General features: G+C 51.6%; 13 protein-coding genes. 7 read left to right on the top strand and 6 right to left on the bottom strand.

Features of this window, described 5'->3' with window-relative positions; all coding sequences use genetic code 11:
- Positions 1-3: 3 nt before the first annotated feature.
- The 3 genes from Q0R57_RS07915 to Q0R57_RS07905 are packed head-to-tail and all read right to left on the bottom strand — an operon-like array spanning position 4 to position 3,114.
- Positions 4-2,265, bottom strand: coding sequence for a putative porin (locus tag Q0R57_RS07915; protein WP_294745700.1), 2,262 nt, complete (start codon positions 2,263-2,265; stop codon positions 4-6).
- Positions 2,262-2,519, bottom strand: a complete 258-nt coding sequence (locus Q0R57_RS07910; RefSeq protein ID WP_294745698.1) for a hypothetical protein — start codon at positions 2,517-2,519, stop codon at positions 2,262-2,264. Before Q0R57_RS07910 ends, Q0R57_RS07915 begins: the two co-directional genes overlap by 4 nt.
- Positions 2,512-3,114 (bottom strand): DUF4468 domain-containing protein, encoded by a 603-nt coding sequence (locus Q0R57_RS07905; RefSeq protein ID WP_294745695.1) that lies wholly within the window; start codon positions 3,112-3,114, stop codon positions 2,512-2,514. Before Q0R57_RS07905 ends, Q0R57_RS07910 begins: the two co-directional genes overlap by 8 nt.
- 196 nt (positions 3,115-3,310) lie before the next feature.
- Between Q0R57_RS07905 and Q0R57_RS07900 the strand changes: the two genes are divergently transcribed.
- The 6 genes from Q0R57_RS07900 to Q0R57_RS07875 all read left to right on the top strand — a co-directional run bounded on the left by Q0R57_RS07900 (position 3,311) and on the right by Q0R57_RS07875 (position 10,420).
- Positions 3,311-4,933: an MFS transporter gene (locus Q0R57_RS07900; RefSeq protein ID WP_294745692.1), complete on the top strand. Its 1,623-nt coding sequence runs from the start codon at positions 3,311-3,313 to the stop codon at positions 4,931-4,933.
- Positions 4,934-4,993: 60 nt separating this feature from the next.
- A complete protein-coding gene (locus Q0R57_RS07895) occupies positions 4,994-6,265 on the top strand; it encodes a DEAD/DEAH box helicase (RefSeq protein ID WP_294745846.1) in 1,272 nt (423 codons plus the stop codon).
- A gap of 167 nt (positions 6,266-6,432) precedes the next feature.
- Positions 6,433-7,500 carry a 3-phosphoserine/phosphohydroxythreonine transaminase gene (gene serC, locus Q0R57_RS07890; protein ID WP_294745689.1) on the top strand — a complete coding sequence of 356 codons (1,068 nt, stop codon included), beginning with the start codon at positions 6,433-6,435 and terminating at the stop codon, positions 7,498-7,500.
- A 35-nt stretch (positions 7,501-7,535) separates the two neighbouring features.
- Positions 7,536-8,453, top strand: a complete 918-nt coding sequence (locus tag Q0R57_RS07885; RefSeq protein ID WP_294745688.1) for an NAD(P)-dependent oxidoreductase — start codon at positions 7,536-7,538, stop codon at positions 8,451-8,453.
- A gap of 105 nt (positions 8,454-8,558) precedes the next feature.
- A complete protein-coding gene (locus tag Q0R57_RS07880; protein ID WP_294745686.1) occupies positions 8,559-9,806 on the top strand; it encodes a DUF1015 domain-containing protein in 1,248 nt (415 codons plus the stop codon).
- A gap of 29 nt (positions 9,807-9,835) precedes the next feature.
- Positions 9,836-10,420 (top strand): YigZ family protein, encoded by a 585-nt coding sequence (locus Q0R57_RS07875; protein ID WP_294745681.1) that lies wholly within the window; start codon positions 9,836-9,838, stop codon positions 10,418-10,420.
- Between the two features lie 45 nt (positions 10,421-10,465).
- Here Q0R57_RS07875 and Q0R57_RS07870 read toward each other — a convergent pair whose 3' ends face one another.
- The 3 genes from Q0R57_RS07870 to Q0R57_RS07860 form a co-directional block, all read right to left on the bottom strand.
- Positions 10,466-11,521 carry an endonuclease/exonuclease/phosphatase family protein gene (locus Q0R57_RS07870; RefSeq protein WP_294745678.1) on the bottom strand — a complete coding sequence of 352 codons (1,056 nt, stop codon included), beginning with the start codon at positions 11,519-11,521 and terminating at the stop codon, positions 10,466-10,468.
- 13 nt (positions 11,522-11,534) lie between these two features.
- Positions 11,535-12,785 (bottom strand): ATP-binding protein, encoded by a 1,251-nt coding sequence (locus Q0R57_RS07865; protein WP_294745676.1) that lies wholly within the window; start codon positions 12,783-12,785, stop codon positions 11,535-11,537.
- 85 nt (positions 12,786-12,870) lie between these two features.
- Positions 12,871-14,058, bottom strand: coding sequence for a glycosyltransferase family 2 protein (locus Q0R57_RS07860; RefSeq protein ID WP_294745673.1), 1,188 nt, complete (start codon positions 14,056-14,058; stop codon positions 12,871-12,873).
- Positions 14,059-14,169: 111 nt separating this feature from the next.
- On the opposite strand from Q0R57_RS07860, the gene Q0R57_RS07855 reads away from it, so the two are divergent.
- On the top strand, positions 14,170-16,653 hold the full coding sequence (locus Q0R57_RS07855; RefSeq protein ID WP_294745672.1) for a hypothetical protein: 2,484 nt from the start codon (positions 14,170-14,172) through the stop codon (positions 16,651-16,653).
- Positions 16,654-16,767 lie beyond the last annotated feature (114 nt).

The following is a 16,767-nucleotide window of genomic DNA, read 5'->3' as shown; positions in this document are numbered from 1 at the left end:
GAATTAATTGAAGAAGTTCCAGGAGATACCGAAATGCAGCACAGAGGCGTTCATGGGGTAATGGGGCGTGAGGAAGTAAGCACGATTGAACGAAGAGTTGGTGGCGTTCTGCATCAACAGGAAGAATCGTGCGTGCTTCAAGTGCAGGTTAGCATAGACATCGACAAAGGGGAAGTTGCCAATCTTGGTGCGTGTGGCAGTATTCTCCTGCACGGCAAACTGGTTGAGGGCTGAGCAGAACTCAGGAGCGTTGTATTCAGTAAACCATGTGGCAGAGCCGCCCAGCTCAACCCTTAGCACCTTAGCAACCATAAACTCCAGATAGAGGTTGGAGAAAACGTTGAGTGTAGGCAACGGCAGTACATCCTCGTTGGATGAACTCTGATAGGTAAGGAGGTTATCCCAATGAAGCGGACCCAAGCGGAACTTCTGGTCGAGCTGGGCTGTCATTACATTGAGGTTGCCACCATGCTGGTGGACACCAGCTTGCATCAGGGTGTGCTTCTCGTCAGCACTAGTGTACGACATACCGTAGTAGGTGTAGTTCTGAATCTCCTCAATACCCACACGCAGCGTAGTGTTGGTCTTCTCATAAGTGAAGGCACCCTCGATGCGGGTACGGGTCTCATGACTCATGCTATTGTCCCACCAGAAGTGTTTGGCGTGGTAATGACGTTCATAGAAGGTGGGATTCAGTCGATGGATGTAGGCTTTGGCAGCCAGACGGACAGTATCGCCAAAAAGTGGGAAGTTGACATCGGCACTTCCGTCGAGTTTCAACTGTCCTAAATCTTCGCCAATAATCCACGTCTCGGCCTTTGCGTTGTAGTGGAGGGTGTGGCCCTGCGAGCGGATGAGCTGTCCGCCAATACTGATGTTATGTTCTGTGGTGCGCTCCAAAAGGGCGATGCCATTGGTGAGGGCTGGCATCTCGAAGCGTCGCAGCTCGTGGGTAGCAAAGACCTTAAGACCGGCAGGCACGTATTTGTTGAAGCCTTCGAGCAGGGCAATGGCCAGCGTATTCTTCAAGTAGAGATGCTTGGTGATATCGTTGATGGAGTCGCCACCATAGCTGTTGTCGTAGTAGTTGTAGTAGGTGTTGGCGAAATAGTCCTTTGGAGTGGCGTAGGCCGTATAACGACGATCGTAGGTGCCTGCCTCAGCAGTATGGATGAAGCTGGTGACAGGTACGAATTCGCGTTTCATGAACAGAGCGGCACTGTCAGTTATCAACGTGTCGTTGGTGTTAGATGCTTGAGCCAGAACCTCTGAGACGTCAATGCCCAGACTGTCGGCCTTAGCTTTGGCAGTGGCTTTTGCTTCTGCTGCGGCTTTTTCCTTAGCGGCAGCCATTGCGAACTTTTTGGCCTCAATCTCTTCCTCAGTCATCTTTACCTGACGATAGAATCCCACGGCATAACGATGTGTCAGGAAGAAGCGATCATTATCGTTGCGGTTCCAATGTTGTTGCAGGAAGACGGGAATCTCGTTAGCATTGAACGACTGACCAGAGAGCTCGGGGTGGGTGATATAGTTGTCGTTGGTGATACCGCCATTCTCCGTAGCCTTCTGATGATAGGTGGAGTAGATGGCATGCAGCTGATATTGATCGCCCCTATAACTTGCATAGAAGGTAGCACCGAAATGACTCACACTCTGATTTTGGTAGTAACCGCGGGCATAAGCATAGTTCACGTCGAAGCCTACGCCCAGGCGTTTGCCGACATTAACGGCGAATTTGGCGTCGAGATGGTCTTCACCATTCTGTTTGTCGCCACAGTTATCGTAGGTGAGGTTGGTGATAGGGGAGAGGGTCTGCGTGAAATGACGTTCATCGGGGGTCTTCATCACCTGGTCATAAACATCAAGGAACCCAAACTGCGACTTCTCCCTGCGGTCTATGAAGATGCGGTTCTGGCGTGCGGCATAGTTTGTGCCAATGGTATTATACTGTCCGTATTTCCCAGCGGCCAGCGTGCTCTGGGGGAAGAGATGGGGCATTGTGTCAACCTCGGCAGGGATGATGTCGCCGAACTTGCGGTCCACAGTCCATACCTTGATGCCCTTGGGTATCTCCTTGCTGCCGCGGGTGGAGTCGTTCTTGTTGGGACGGAATGTGTTGCGGCTTTGATCGTATTGCGTATCAGACACGTTGAATCCGTCATCACTCTGTTCACGGATGCCCTGAGCACACAGTGTCTGGCTGCCTGCGAGAAAGAGAAATGACGTAAGAAATAAGATGTGAGTTGTGAAGCGCAATTTCATATCTTAAGGATGCGCAATGCCAGTTCCACGAACTTGAACACAGAAGCGCCGATGAGGATGTAGAAGGAGAGCTGTTGACTGTAGTAGAAATAAACGATGAGTCCGACTATGGCTCCTATCATGAAGATGATGTTGAGCCAGAGCCGGAGGGTGCGCGTCTTGCTGGAGTCGCGGAAGGGCTCCAGGTTGTGGCGCTTGGGATGCTGCACTTGTGCACGCTCTTCTGGGCTGAGCAACGATTCGTTATTACTCATTATTCAGCAGCTTGTTAAAACGTGCGAAGATATAGTCGATGCGATCGATGGTCTTACGACGGAACTTACCGCTGACACGGGCCAGCTTGTTCTGTTTGCGGTTCAGACCATAGCGGTCGGTAATCCACTCCTCAGCCTTATAAACCATTGCGTCGCGCTCTTCCTCGTACAGATAGTGAATGTGCGATACCTTCACCTTAGCCTCGCCAGCCTTGCACTCTACCTGAATGGTGTAGAAGAAACGGGTGCGGTCGAGCACCAAGGGCTTGTTCTTGAAGACGAGCCACTCCTGATAGGTGCCTACAACCTCGCCCTTGTCGGCATCCTCAAAACTGATGCGTGACTGCTCAATCTGGTTGGGCTCCTTTGTCATCTTCTGCATATCGTCGCGCAGCAGGGTGAAAATCTGCGACGCACTTTTGCCAGGAGCTTGGATGGTGGTCTCGAACACCACGCGGCCATCAACCTCAGGAACGGCACCTACCAGATAGCGAGTGTCGTCAGCGGTCTTTTTCTCAGTCTGCTCCCATGTGTTGTCTTGTGCTGTGGCAGCCAGTGGCATCAGCATCATGGCTGCAAAGAGAAGTTTCTTCATATACCTTATTTTATAGTTTATTCGATAAGCGATGCAAAGGTACAAAGATTTTTCTGTTTACGTCTATTCTCTGCTGTGGTTTAACTCCATTTAACAGCCGCCGCTTGATTTGCCCAAATTTTAAGGTGATTATTTGCACCAAACGAAGTTTTTTATTATCTTTGCACCCCGAAAATTATAAACAATAATCAATTATATGTCACAAGTTATTCAAAAGACTCTGCGCGATTCTGCCGCCATGCGGTGGACCGCCTTGCTGCTCTTGGCGCTGGCCATGTTCTGCAGCTACATATTCATGGATATCCTTTCTCCCATCTTCAAGGAGGTGCAAGACACCCGTGGTTGGGACGGAACAGCCTTCGGCACCATGCAAGGCTCAGAGGTGTTCCTCAATGTCTTCGTGTTTTTCCTCATCTTCGCAGGCATTATCCTCGACAAGATGGGAGTACGCTTCACTGCCATTCTTTCTGGAGCTGTGATGCTGACAGGCGCCGTTATAAAGTGGTATGCAATGACCGACGGGTTCATCGGCAGTTCACTCGACACATGGTTTACCGAGAATCTGAACTATATTCCTGTGTTTGATGAGCTGGGCGTGTCGCCTTTTTATGAGGGAATGCCTGCTTCTGCTAAGTTTGCAGCCTGCGGCTTCATGATCTTTGGTTGTGGTTGCGAGATGGCTGGTATTACTGTCAGTCGCGGTATCGTGAAGTGGTTCAAGGGTCGTGAGATGGCTTTGGCTATGGGTTCCGAGATGGCATTGGCACGTCTTGGCGTTGCCACTTGTATGATATTCTCGCCCTTCTTCTGTAAGCTGGGCGGCGACATCTGCGTGAGTCGCTCTGTGGCCTTCGGTGTGGTGCTGCTGTGCATAGCCCTCATCATGTTTATTGTCTATTTCTTCATGGATAAGAAACTCGACTCTCAGACAGGCGAATCAGAAGAAAAGGACGATCCGTTCAAGATCAGCGATTTAGGACAGATACTTACCTCCAGCGGCTTCTGGCTCGTGGCTCTGCTCTGCGTGCTATATTATTCTGCTATCTTCCCCTTCCAGAAGTATGCTGTGAACATGCTGCAATGCAACCTCACACTGACCCCACCGGCAGAAGACTCGTTCTGGGCATCTGACTCTGTAACCATCGTTCAGTACATCATCATGCTTGTGGTGGCAGCAGCTGGTTTTGCCAGCAATTTCCAGAAGGTGAAGAGCCGCCAGTACGGTTTGCTTGGCGTCTCCGTTCTCGCCCTCATAACCTATTGTTACATGGGTTACATGCGTCAGTCGGCAGAGACCATCTTCGCTGTATTCCCCCTGTTGGCTGTGCTCATCACTCCGATACTTGGTTCTTACGTTGACCATAAGGGTAAGGCTGCTTCGATGTTGGTTCTGGGCTCGCTGCTGCTCATTGCCTGTCACCTGACTTTCGCCTTCGTGTTGCCTCTCTTCAAGGGTTCAGCCGTAGGTGGTATCATTATTGCTTATGCCACTATTCTGGTGCTTGGTAGTAGCTTCTCTCTTGTGCCTGCATCTCTCTGGCCCTCAGTACCTAAGCTTGTTGATGCTAAAGTAATAGGTTCAGCTTATGCACTCATCTTCTGGATTCAGAATATAGGTCTGTGGCTGTTCCCCTTGCTTATTGGTAAAGTGCTCGACGCTACCAATCCTGGTGTAGAGAATCCTACGGAGTTTGACTATACCTGGCCGCTGGTTATGCTGGCTGGTCTTGGTGTTGCAGCCCTCTTGTTGGGCTTAGTACTGAAGGTTGTTGACAAGAAGAAAGGCATAGGTCTGGAAGAACCCAATATCAAGGAGTAGCCTGTGGGAAACAACTTATCTGAAATATTGGCAAAGCTGGGCATCGGTGAGTTGAACCCGATGCAGCAGGATGCCATGAACCATATCTTGAGGGGACGGAACGACGTGGTCGTTCTGTCCCCAACAGGTACAGGAAAGACGTTGGCCTACCTGTTGCCATTGGTACAGATGCTCGACGTTCAGAGCGATGCTGTACAGGCCTTGGTGGTGGTTCCTGGACGAGAACTGGCCCTGCAGTCGGATGGTGTCATGAAGTCTATGGGCTCTGGTTTGCGTTCACAGGCTTGCTATGGCGGACGTACGGCTATGGACGAACATCGTGTGATGAAGAAGAACCGTCCGCAGTTGGTCTTTGGTACGCCTGGTCGTCTTATCGATCATTTGGATAAAGGCAACATCGATCCACACCTTATTAAATATATAGTAATCGACGAGTTCGACAAATGTCTGGAGATGGGATTCCAAGACGAGATGTCTCGTTTGCTGGGAAAACTGCCCCTGCTGGAGCGTCGTTTCCTGCTGTCGGCTACCGATACCGACCTTATTCCTCGCTTTGTGGAGATGGGGCGTACCGACCGTCTGGACTATTTGGTAGAAGAAGAGCCGCTCAACGATAGGGTGGAGGTCTACTGCGTAAAAAGCCCCGAGAAGGATAAACTCTCTACATTGGCACAGTTGCTGATATCGCTGGGCGAGACGCAGAGCATAGTTTTCCTGAACTATCGTGACTCGGTTGAACGTACCGATCAGTTCCTGCGTCAGCAGGGCTTTGTGACAAGTGCCTTTCATGGTGGCTTGGAACAGCGTCAGCGTGAGGATGCTCTCTATAAGTTCTCCAACGGCTCTGCCACCGTGTTGGTGTCTACCGATTTGGCATCGCGAGGCTTGGATATTCCCCATATCGACAATATCATCCACTATCACCTGCCTGCCAACGAGGAGGCGCTGGTGCATCGTGTGGGCCGTACGGCTCGGTGGGATGCTACGGGAAAGACCTTTTTCCTTGTTGGACCAGAAGAGCACGTCCCTAAGTTTGTAGAGGACGACGTGATTACGTATGCTGAGGCAGTGCCTCAGCTTACAGAGCCAGCCCTTCCCCAGATGGCTACTCTATATATCGGCAAGGGCAAGAAGGATAAGATTTCGAAGGGCGATATTGTGGGCTTCCTCTGCAAGAAAGGCGGACTGGAGCCTGGTGAGGTAGGGCGTATTGATGTGAAAGACCGCTATGCCTATGCCGCTGTGAAGCGAGAAAAACTGCAGCAGGTCATCCGACTCACTCGTGGCGAGAAGATCAAAGGCATCAAAACTATCATAGAAGAGGTTAGGTGATGTTCAATAGTCATTAAATTGGCGCGTTGACTTGACATTATGAAAGGAAATGTATGGTTTTTCATTAATTTATGCCAAAATATTTGCCCAATTCAAATAAAAAGTGTAATTTCGCACGCAAATTTGGAAATTAGTATAAAAACCCAATAAACAATTACAAAAAAGTTATGAAGAAGTACAACTTTAATGCAGGTCCTTCAATGCTTCCCCGCGAGGTCATTGAGGCAACCGCCAAACAGTGTTTAGACTTCAATGGTTCTGGTCTCTCTTTGATGGAGATCAGCCATCGTGCAAAGGATTTCCAGCCCGTTGTTGACGAGGCTGTAGCTCTGGTTAAGGAACTCCTTGATGTTCCCGAGGGCTATTCAGTAATCTTCCTTGGCGGTGGTGCCAGTCTGGAATTCTGTATGATTCCTTATAACTTCCTGATTAAGAAGGCTGCTTACCTGAACACTGGTGTTTGGGCAAAGAAGGCCATGAAGGAAGCTAAGCTTTTCGGTGAGGTAGTGGAGGTGGCTTCTTCAGCCGATGCCAACTACACCTTCATCCCCAAGGATTGGAGTGTACCTGCCGATGCAGACTATCTGCATATTACTACCAACAACACTATCTACGGTACTGAGATCCGTAAGGACCTCGATGTCAATGTGCCTCTGATTGCCGATATGTCTTCTGATATCTTCAGCCGTCCTATCGACGTGAAGAAGTACGACGCTATCTATGCTGGTGCTCAGAAGAACCTGGCTATGGCTGGTGTGACTATCGTTATCTTGAAGGACGAGAAACTGGGTAAGGCTCCTCGTGAGATTCCTACCATGCTCGACTATCGCACACATGTTGACAAGGGTTCTATGTTCAATACTCCTCCTGTGGTTCCCATCTACAGCGCCCTTGAGACTCTCCGTTGGATCAAGAAGAACGGTGGTGTTGAGGCTATGGACAAGCTGGCTAAGCAGCGTGCTGAGATCGTCTATGGCGAGATCGACCGTAACAAGATGTTCCAGGGTACCGCTAAGGCTGAGGACCGTTCACTGATGAACCTCTGCTTCGTGATGGCTCCTGAGTATCAGGAACTGGAGAAGGACTTCCTCGACTTCGCAGTATCGAAGGGTATGGTAGGTGTGAAGGGTCACCGTTCTGTTGGTGGTTTCCGCGCATCTTGCTACAACGCCCAGACCATCGAAGGTTGCAACGCCCTCGTTGCCTGCATGAAGGAATTCGAAGCAAATCACTAAACTAATTGATAATTGACAATTGAAAATTGAAAATTATGAAAGTATTAGTTGCAACAGAGAAGCCATTCGCAGCAGCAGCTGTTAATGGTATCAAGGCAGAGATTGAGGCAGCCGGCAATGAGCTGGTGCTGCTCGAGAAATATACTGAGAAGGCTCAGTTGCTGGACGCTGTGAAGGATGCTGACGCGATGATTATCCGTTCGGATAAGGTTGACGCAGAGGTGCTGGACGCTGCCAAGCAGTTGAAGATTGTGGTTCGCGCTGGTGCTGGTTACGATAATATCGACCTCGCTGCCGCTACCGCTCACAACGTAGTTGCTGAGAACACTCCTGGTCAGAACGCTAACGCCGTAGCCGAGCTCGTGTTCGGTCTGCTGGTGATGGCTGTTCGTGGTTTCTACAACGGCAAGAGCGGCTCAGAGCTGCTGGGTAAGAAGCTGGGTATCCTTGCTTTCGGTAATGTTGGTCGCAACGTGGCCCGCATCGCTAAGGGCTTCGGTATGGATGTTTATGCTTACGATGCTTTCTGCCCTGCAGAGGTTATCGAGAAGGCCGGTGTTCACGCCGTTGCCAATCAGGACGCCCTGTTCGAGACCTGCGACGTTGTATCACTCCATATCCCCGCTACTCCTGAGACCAAGCAGAGCATCAACGCTGCACTGGTTGGTAAGATGAAGAAGGGTGGCATTCTCGTCAACACCGCCCGTAAGGAGGTTATCGACGAGGCTGGCCTTATCAAACTGATGGCTGAGCGTGAGGACCTGAAGTTCGTTACCGACATCATGCCCGATGCCAACGACGAGTTTGCTAAGTTCGAGGGTCGTTACTTCTCTACTCCTAAGAAGATGGGTGCTCAGACAGCCGAGGCCAACATCAACGCTGGTATCGCTGCTGCCAAGCAGATCAACGCCTTCTTCAAGGATGGAGATACAAAATTCCAGGTGAACAAGTAAGATAACTATAGAAAGTACACAAAAGGAAGGTTTAGCTCGACGCCCCATAGGGGAAAGTCAACCGTCCCTTTTGTGTACTTTTGTTTTGATGAATATAGAAGTAATATGGCAATCGTAAAACCATTTAAGGGTATCCGTCCGCCGAAAGAGTTGGTGGAGAAAGTGGAGAGCCGTCCTTACGACGTGCTCGACAGCGAAGAGGCTCGTGCCGAGGCTGGCGACAATGAGATGAGTCTTTATCATATCATCAAGCCAGAGATTGACTTCCCCGTTGGCACCTCGGAGTATGACCCACGTGTCTATGAGAAGGCCGCCGAGAACTTCCAGAAGTTCCAGGACAAGGGCTGGCTGGTTCAGGACGAGCAGGAGCACTATTATATCTATGCTCAGACGATGAATGGCAAGACCCAGTATGGTCTGGTGGTATGTGCTCATACCGACGACTATATGGCTGGCCGCATCAAGAAGCACGAGTTGACCCGTCGCGATAAGGAAGAGGACCGCATGAAGCATGTTCGTGTGAACAATGCCAACATCGAGCCTGTGTTCTTTGCCTATCCTGACAATGCCGTGCTCAACGAGCTCATCATGCGCTATGCTGCCACCAAGCCCGAGTACGACTTCTTCGCACCTATCGATGGCTTCCGTCATCAGTTCTGGGTGATCAACGATGCTAAGGATACCGAGACCATTACGGCTGAGTTTGCCAAGATGCCGTCGATGTATATCGCCGACGGACACCACCGCAGCGCTGCCGCTGCTCTGGTTGGCGCCGAAAAGCAGAAGCAGAACCCCAACCACAAGGGCGACGAGGAGTACAACTTCTTCATGGCAGTATGCTTCCAGGCTTCTCAGCTCACCATTCTCGACTACAACCGCGTGGTGAAGGACCTCAACGGCCTCTCATCAGAGGATTTCCTGAAGGCATTGGCCAAGAACTTCGTGGTTGAGGATAAGGGAACTGAGATTTACAAGCCCCAGCAGCTCCATGAGTTCTCACTCTATCTCGACCAGCATTGGTACAGCCTGAAGGCCAAGGAAGGCACCTACGACAACAGCGACCCCATCGGTGTGCTTGACGTAGATATCTCCAGTCGTCTGATTCTCGACGAGATTCTCAACATCGGCGACCTGCGTTCTTCGCAGCGTATCGACTTTGTTGGCGGATTGCGTGGACTTAAAGAGCTGAAGCGCCGTGTGGACTCTGGCGAGATGCGTGCTGCTCTGGCGCTCTATCCCGTGTCTATGCAGCAGATTATGGATATTGCCGACAGCGGTAAGATTATGCCGCCGAAGGCTACCTGGTTCGAGCCGAAGCTGCGCTCAGGATTGGTCATTCACAAATTGTCGTAATAACGTTATCACGTTATAACGTCATAACGATGATAAACGACGAATTCAAAACCATAGCAACTACTAGCGAGGGATTTTACTCTGAGAAGCGGAGTAAATTCCTCGCTTTTGCACATCATGTAGAGACTGTCGACGAAATCAAGGAACTCCTTGCTCAGTATCGCAAGAAGTACTACGATGCTCGTCACGTCTGCTACGCCTATATGCTGGGGGCGAGTAGGGAAGAGTTTCGCGCCAATGATGACGGTGAGCCTTCCAGCACCGCTGGCAAACCCATCCTCGGACAAATCAACAGCAAAGAACTGACTGATATCCTCATCGTTGTTGTGCGTTATTACGGCGGTGTCAACTTGGGCACCAGCGGACTCATCATTGCCTATCGTGAGGCAGCTGCCGATGCCATAGCCCACGCCACCATCGAGACCCGTCAGGTAGAGGAGCGCATTGTTTTCAAGTTCCCTTACGAGATGATGAACGATGTGATGCGTGTGGTGAAGGATATGCAGCCCCGCATCATCAGTCAGACCTACGACAATACCTGCGAGATAACCCTCTCTATCCGACATAGTGAGGCCTCGCAACTCCGTTCTCGCTTAGAGAAACTGAGACTGTAGGCAAAAATAAAACTAAAGCTTAATTGTGATTGCTTTACTGTTAAATCAGAAGGCAATCTTCATAAATACGGGATAGTGATCGGAGTAGGCGAAATCTTTCTTGTAGTATGTCTCGCCCTCCAATGACTCATCGTGGAAGATGTAGTCGATGCGAACAATCTTCTTGCCTGTAAAGGTGTACATGAGCCCTTCGCCACACTCCTTGAAACCATCGACGAGGTCGCCCAGCATGGTGTTGTAGACATAGGAGTAGGGCACATCGTTGAAGTCGCCACAGACGATGGCGGGATATTCCGATTGCTGTATCTCGCTGGCCACAAGGTCAGCCTGACGTGCTCTGACGGCCATACCTCTGGTATAGTTGCCGTAGATGGTGCTGACGATGGTGTTCTCCTCTGCAGTCTGTCCCTTTGCCTCCATCTTAGCGAAATGGTGCAGGGTACGGTTGAATCCTGTTGTCTCGAGGTGAACGTTGAAGACGCGGAGTATGCGTCCGTTGACGTCGATGTCTGCCCACATGCCGCTATTGTTGGTGTCTCCGAAGTCGATAGTCTCGTAGCGCTCAATGGGGAATCGGCTGTAGATAATCATATCGCTGCGTCCGTAGCAATGTGCGGTGAAGTATTCCTTATAGCTGTCAGAGTTGAGCTTGTCGCCGCTGGTGTCGAGGTATTCCTGCATGCAGAGGATGTCAACGCCCTCTTTCTTCATCTCGGCAAGGATGTCCTGCGCCTTGAAGCCCGACGTCTCGCGGTCGAAGGCAGCCACGTTATAGGTGGCAATCTTGATGCCCGAACGACTCGTCTCGCCGCTGTTGAACCATCCTGTCTGATAGACTGTGCCCATGTAGGGGATGCAGCAAAGCAGGGTGACGCCAGGAATGGCGAGCCAATGCCAGCGTCGGCGTACTATCCAGCAGATAGCCATGATGACGTTGCCGGCAATGAGGAATGGCAGCACATAGACCAGCATAGCCATTGCTGTGCCTGTGGCAGGGTCGACGCATCCGCCGAAGAGTCCGAAAATGGTGAAGATTGCTATCAGCGTACTGATAAGCAGAAACATAAAAGAGATATACTTATATACGCATTGCTTACCCATAGCCGTAAGTGGATTATGCTCCTATGTAATGCCTGATAAGCTCAATGAGGTCTTCCACCTTGAAAGGCTTGGCCATGAACTCGTCACATCCTGCAGCCTTGGCTTCGCGGATGTTCTCAGGGAAGGCATAGGCGCTGAGTGCGATGACGGGAACTTCCTGATTCACCTCTTTAATAATACGTGTGGCGTCGAGACCATCCATCTCTGGCATGCGGATATCCATCAGGATGAGGTCGGGCTTTTCTTCTTCGAACATGGTGACGGCCTCGATGCCGTTGTGGGCGCGAATCAGGTTGTAGCGCTTCTGCAGCACGATGCGTACCAGCTCGTAGTTGCTCTCCTCGTCTTCTGCCACCAGCACGGTCTTCATGTTGTTCTGATCCAGGTTATGGCTCACACGCAGCGTGCGCATGTTGTTGCCGAAGCGGTTGCTGATGGCCAGACCGCCCACATTGCCTGAGAATGGCAGGGTGAATACGAAGTTAGAGCCTTCGCCCACCTTCGAGTCAACCTTGATGTTACCGCCCATCTTCTCTACGATGATGCGACAAAGAGCTAGACCCAGTCCGAAGCCTCGCTGCTGCTCAGCGTCTTTCGAAGCGTAAGTGTCGAAGATATGGTCTATGAAGTTGGGGTCGATGCCTGAGCCAGTGTCAGAAACAAAGAACTCAATTTCTTCGGTATCGTTAATGAGTCGATAGCCAAAGGTGATGGAACCCTTGGGCGTATGCTTGAGTGCGTTCGAGATGAGGTTCGAGAATACCTGCGTGATGCGGTTCTCGTCGGTATCCATGACAGCCGACACCTCTGGCTTCTGCCAGGTGAGCGCCACCGTTTCTGGGCAGCGGAACTTAAACAGCTGCTTGATGCTGTTCATCAGCGTGTTGAGGTCGGTGGGGTTCTTCTTGATGACGATTTCGCCTGACTCTACTCTTGACAGGTCGAGAATCTCGTTGACGAGGCTCAGCAGTCGGCTGTTGTTGCTTTCGATGATTTCCATGTAGTTGAGTCGCTCCTCCTGAGAGTCGGTCTCAGCCATCACTCTCGAGAAACCTTCGATAGCATTCAGCGGGGTACGAATTTCATGCGACATGTTAGCAAGGAACAACGACTTCATCTGGCTGGCTTTTTCTGCTTTAGCCGCCTTTTCCTCGTATTCCTTTAACTTCTGGTTGGCCTGCTGCAACTGCTTGTTGGCCAACTCAAGTTCCTGAGTAACTTCAGCTAGTTTCTTCGATAATATTTCTTTCTCGTCTAGACTCATTCTTGCTAAGCATGCATTACAGGTTGCAAAATTAATAAAAAAAAATCGTTCGACCGAATAAAAACTCAAAAACTTTATAAAATTTTTATCCTCGACGTGCTTTTTCCCATGTTCCGCTGGTGTGGTGGGTCATCAGATACCTCACGCCCAGAAAGACGTTGAGGTTCATAAACAGGAAGTAATAGGGCACGTAGAGCAGCTTGTTGCGGTGGCCTGCACGTTCCAGCAGATAGCCAGCGAGGGCGGCGAGGTAGAACAGCAGTTGCAGGATGCCGATAACGCTGTATAACCAGTTGGCGCCCAGGATGATAAGCAGGATGTTGAGAGGGATGAGAGCCACCATGGCCACAGGGGTGATGCTCCATCGCAGCACACGGTGCGACACAAACTGGAAGGCTACTTTGGGGTAGGCAAAGGGGTTCATCAGCGAGCGCAGCCACCAGATGCTCTGCAGTCCTCCTGCAGCGATGCGTCGCTTGCGCTTCGACTCCTCGGTGGTGTCTGCCGATCCGTACTCCATGGCGTAGGCCTCGTGGGTATACGCTATGCGGTGTCCGTCTTTCAGAATGAGCATCGACATCATGAAGTCGTCGAGCAGGGCGTTGCTGGGTGCCTCGCGGTAGTGGCTCATGCGCACGGCAAACAGCTCTCCGGCTGCTCCCATGGCCGAATAGAGGTCGTTGTCCCATTGCTTCAAGGTGCTCTCGTATTTCCAGTAGAGTCCTTCGCCCTCGGCGGCAGCCTGTCCCTCGTGGCGTGCTTTTACGCGTTTCTCGCCCGACACGCAGCTGACGTTTTTCTTCATAAACTGTCGCATAATCTCGCGAATGGCGTCGGCGTTCAGCATGGTGTTAGCATCGGTAAACACCACATACTCGCTCTTGTTCTCGCGCAGTCCATGCTGCATGGCTGCTGCCTTGCCTTTCCTTTCCGGCGAGAATACCAGCGTGATGTCGTCGTAGGTCTTCAGAATATCGTTCGACTCGTCGTTGCTGCCGTCGGTCACCCACATCACGCAGAGCTTCTCCTTGGGGTATTTCAGCTGCCTGATGTTCTCCATCTTCTCTTTGATGATGCTGGCCTCGTTATAGGCGCAGATCATCAGCGTCACGTTGGGCAGCAGCTCCTCGTTGAGGGGTAGGATAGGGGTGAGCTCCCGTCTCATGAAGAGCCGTTTTATTCTGAGAATAATGTATAGGATGGCGCCGTAACCTACATAGGTGTAGATCACTAACGCCAGGCAAATCCAGAAAAGTATTTTCAATGCTAACATGATGCAAAGTTAGTGCAAAATGTGGAAAAAACAAAATAAAACCCACATTATTTTGTTATTTCCGCAATCTTTATTATCTTTGCACACAATAACTAATTAACTATGCATGATATGAAAAGAATCTTACTTACCAGCTTGTTACTGTTGTTCACCGTATTGGTCTCTGCCCAGGAAGACAAGACGCAATACATCACGAATCCCAGTTTTGAGAATGGCACCAACTCATGGAGTGTTGACGGTATGGCCCATCAAGGTAACAATTCGTTTACCAAGAAGGCCGGCAACTACTATATGGAGAAGTGGACCGCCTCGGGCAACAGCGTAGGTAACGGCTCTGTGAAGCAGACCATCAAAAACCTGCCTCGCGGACAGTATATGCTCACGGTGGCTGCCCAGAACCTGTCGCAGAACAGCACGTCGAAGCAGAACACCGGCGCCTATATCTTTGCAGGCGACGACCGTGAGCCCGTCTATACCCCCGACGACTATTCCGTCACCTTTATTAATATAATGGGTGAGGTGGAGATAGGCTTCGAGGCTCAGAATGCCACGGGCAACTGGATTGCCGTCGATAACTTCCGACTCTATCTGGTGGCCGAGGTCGATGCCGCAGAGGCTATTGCCGTACTCGCCAACATGATTGCCGAGGCCGAGGCGCTGCAGTCCAGCATGATGTCGGCCGTGGCGGCCTCTGCCCTGCAGACAGCCATCGCTGCTGCTAAGGCTGTAACCGTCGAGACCCCCGATGCCGACATCCAGAAAGCCTGCAAGGACCTCACGGAGGCTACGGCACAGGCCAAGGAGTCTATTGCCGAATATGACGCGCTGGCACAGAAGATTGCCGATGTAGAGGCCGAATATGTCGATACCCTCATTGGCGCTGCCGACCTGAAGGCCGCCCTCGATGCCGCCAAGCTGCTGGTGGTCAATCCTGAGGCCACCTCCGAACAGCTGGCCGACGAGATTGCCGCACTCGACAAGGCCCTGCTGGCCTTCAAGCTCGCCAACGCCACCCCAGGCACAGGCACCGCCCCGCAGGTCACCGAGACCAACCACTATGTGGCCACAGGAGCCACCCAGGCCCTGATGCGTGCCAAGATAATGGGCTCCGACATCCTCGAGCGTGGCGTCTGCTGGAGCACAGAGCATAATCCTACCGTGCTCGACAACCGCACCACCAAGGTCTTCTCGCTCAAGGGCCTGATGTTCCACATCAAGGACCTCGAACCCTCTACCGTTTACTATCTGCGCCCCTATGTCATGAACAAGACCTATACCGTGGCCTATGGCGACGAGGTCAAGATTGTGACCCATCCCAAGGGCACTTGCAGCGGCACATGGGACGAGGGCGCACCCGATGAGGCTGCCAACGCACGCTGTCGCACAGCCATCAAGCAAACCATCGACTATTTCAACGAATGGACTGGTATCAAGGGCTTTACGCTCTCCGGACACTATGGCTCAGAGACCCCCACGGCCGACTGCTCTTATGGCGGCTGGATGCGCATCGGTCCCAATGCCGGCAATCAGGCCATCGGCACCGTACTCCACGAAACGGGTCATGGTGTAGGCGTGGGCACCCACTGGCGCTGGTATAGTTGTAAGGACACCCGCGAGGGCACTACCACCGGCAAATGGCTGGGTCGCGAGGCCAACGATGTGCTGCACTTCCTTGAGAACAACTACGACAGCCAGCAGGTCTATTTCACAGGCGATAAGACCCACGGCTGGGGATGGGGCTCTAACAACGGTGCCGCCATCTCTTACGACTGGCTGGTCAACGGTGCCGACAAGGACAAGCACACCGAGATTCAGTATATCGGCGGCATGTGCATCCTCCACGGCCTTTTCATCGACGGACTCTGTCCCACCAGTGGCGACATCAACGGCATCTCGGGCTATACCTATAATTTCGACGACGGCAAGAAGTATTACCTCATGTGCAAGAACAAAGACCGCGGACTGGGCGCAGGCCTGCTCTTCCAGCGCTCGTCCACAGGTGCCGGCTGGAAGTACAACCTCGCTGACGACGTCCTCAGCGACTCGGCAGCATGGTATATGGAGTTCAACGCCAAGACCGGCTACTATATGTTCAAGAACGTAGCCACAGGCAAGTACCTCTCTCACGCCTCTACCAGCATCACCATGAAGGACCTCGCAGCCCCCACCAGCAGCGAGCAGTTCCAGCTGATGCCCGACCGCACCGACGTCACCCTCGGTACTGGTGCCGACAAGATCAAGACCCACGGCTATTGGTTCACATGGGCCAGCGGAGGCGAAAGTAAGGCTATGGGCGCCAATGCCTATGGCGCTGTTACCGGCATCGGCACCGTCACCCAGGCCAACTTCAGCTTCGCCAATACCGCCACCGCCCAGCAGTGGATTATCATCAGCGAGGACGAACTCGAGGCTTATCGTACCATCGCCATCGCCACCACCATCGATGCTGCCGAGGTTGACGGCTGGACGCCCGACGAGGGCAAGTCCGTCAACGCCTTCTACACCACTGGCGGCATTCGTTGCCACCAGCTGCAGAAGGGCTTCAACATCATCCGCTACAGCGATGGTACTAGTAAAAAGGTCGTGGTTAAGTGAGATAAGAACCGAGCTTGCTTGAAGGTATTTTGTTTCTAAACATCAAAGGCGCCGACCCATTTTTGAAGTGACCCCGAAAAGTTGGACGTTAAATTAAACGTTAATTATTAATCT

Source organism: uncultured Prevotella sp. (assembly GCF_946407605.1).
Lineage (GTDB): Bacteria > Bacteroidota > Bacteroidia > Bacteroidales > Bacteroidaceae > Prevotella.
Note: the sequence above shows the minus strand (reverse complement) of the source record. Positions and strands in the feature narration are given on the sequence as shown.

Coding starts and splice junctions, on each gene's coding strand:
- Q0R57_RS07880 (WP_294745686.1), top strand. CDS start 8,559: ATGGCAATCGTAAAACCATTTAAGGGTATCCGTCCGCCGAAAGAGTTG.
- Q0R57_RS07865 (WP_294745676.1), bottom strand. CDS start 12,785: ATGAGTCTAGACGAGAAAGAAATATTATCGAAGAAACTAGCTGAAGTT.
- Q0R57_RS07885 (WP_294745688.1), top strand. CDS start 7,536: ATGAAAGTATTAGTTGCAACAGAGAAGCCATTCGCAGCAGCAGCTGTT.
- Q0R57_RS07855 (WP_294745672.1), top strand. CDS start 14,170: ATGAAAAGAATCTTACTTACCAGCTTGTTACTGTTGTTCACCGTATTG.
- Q0R57_RS07895 (WP_294745846.1), top strand. CDS start 4,994: ATGCAGCAGGATGCCATGAACCATATCTTGAGGGGACGGAACGACGTG.
- Q0R57_RS07870 (WP_294745678.1), bottom strand. CDS start 11,521: ATGGGTAAGCAATGCGTATATAAGTATATCTCTTTTATGTTTCTGCTT.
- Q0R57_RS07860 (WP_294745673.1), bottom strand. CDS start 14,058: ATGTTAGCATTGAAAATACTTTTCTGGATTTGCCTGGCGTTAGTGATC.
- Q0R57_RS07875 (WP_294745681.1), top strand. CDS start 9,836: ATGATAAACGACGAATTCAAAACCATAGCAACTACTAGCGAGGGATTT.
- Q0R57_RS07900 (WP_294745692.1), top strand. CDS start 3,311: ATGTCACAAGTTATTCAAAAGACTCTGCGCGATTCTGCCGCCATGCGG.
- Q0R57_RS07910 (WP_294745698.1), bottom strand. CDS start 2,519: ATGAGTAATAACGAATCGTTGCTCAGCCCAGAAGAGCGTGCACAAGTG.
- serC (WP_294745689.1), top strand. CDS start 6,433: ATGAAGAAGTACAACTTTAATGCAGGTCCTTCAATGCTTCCCCGCGAG.
- Q0R57_RS07905 (WP_294745695.1), bottom strand. CDS start 3,114: ATGAAGAAACTTCTCTTTGCAGCCATGATGCTGATGCCACTGGCTGCC.
- Q0R57_RS07915 (WP_294745700.1), bottom strand. CDS start 2,265: ATGAAATTGCGCTTCACAACTCACATCTTATTTCTTACGTCATTTCTC.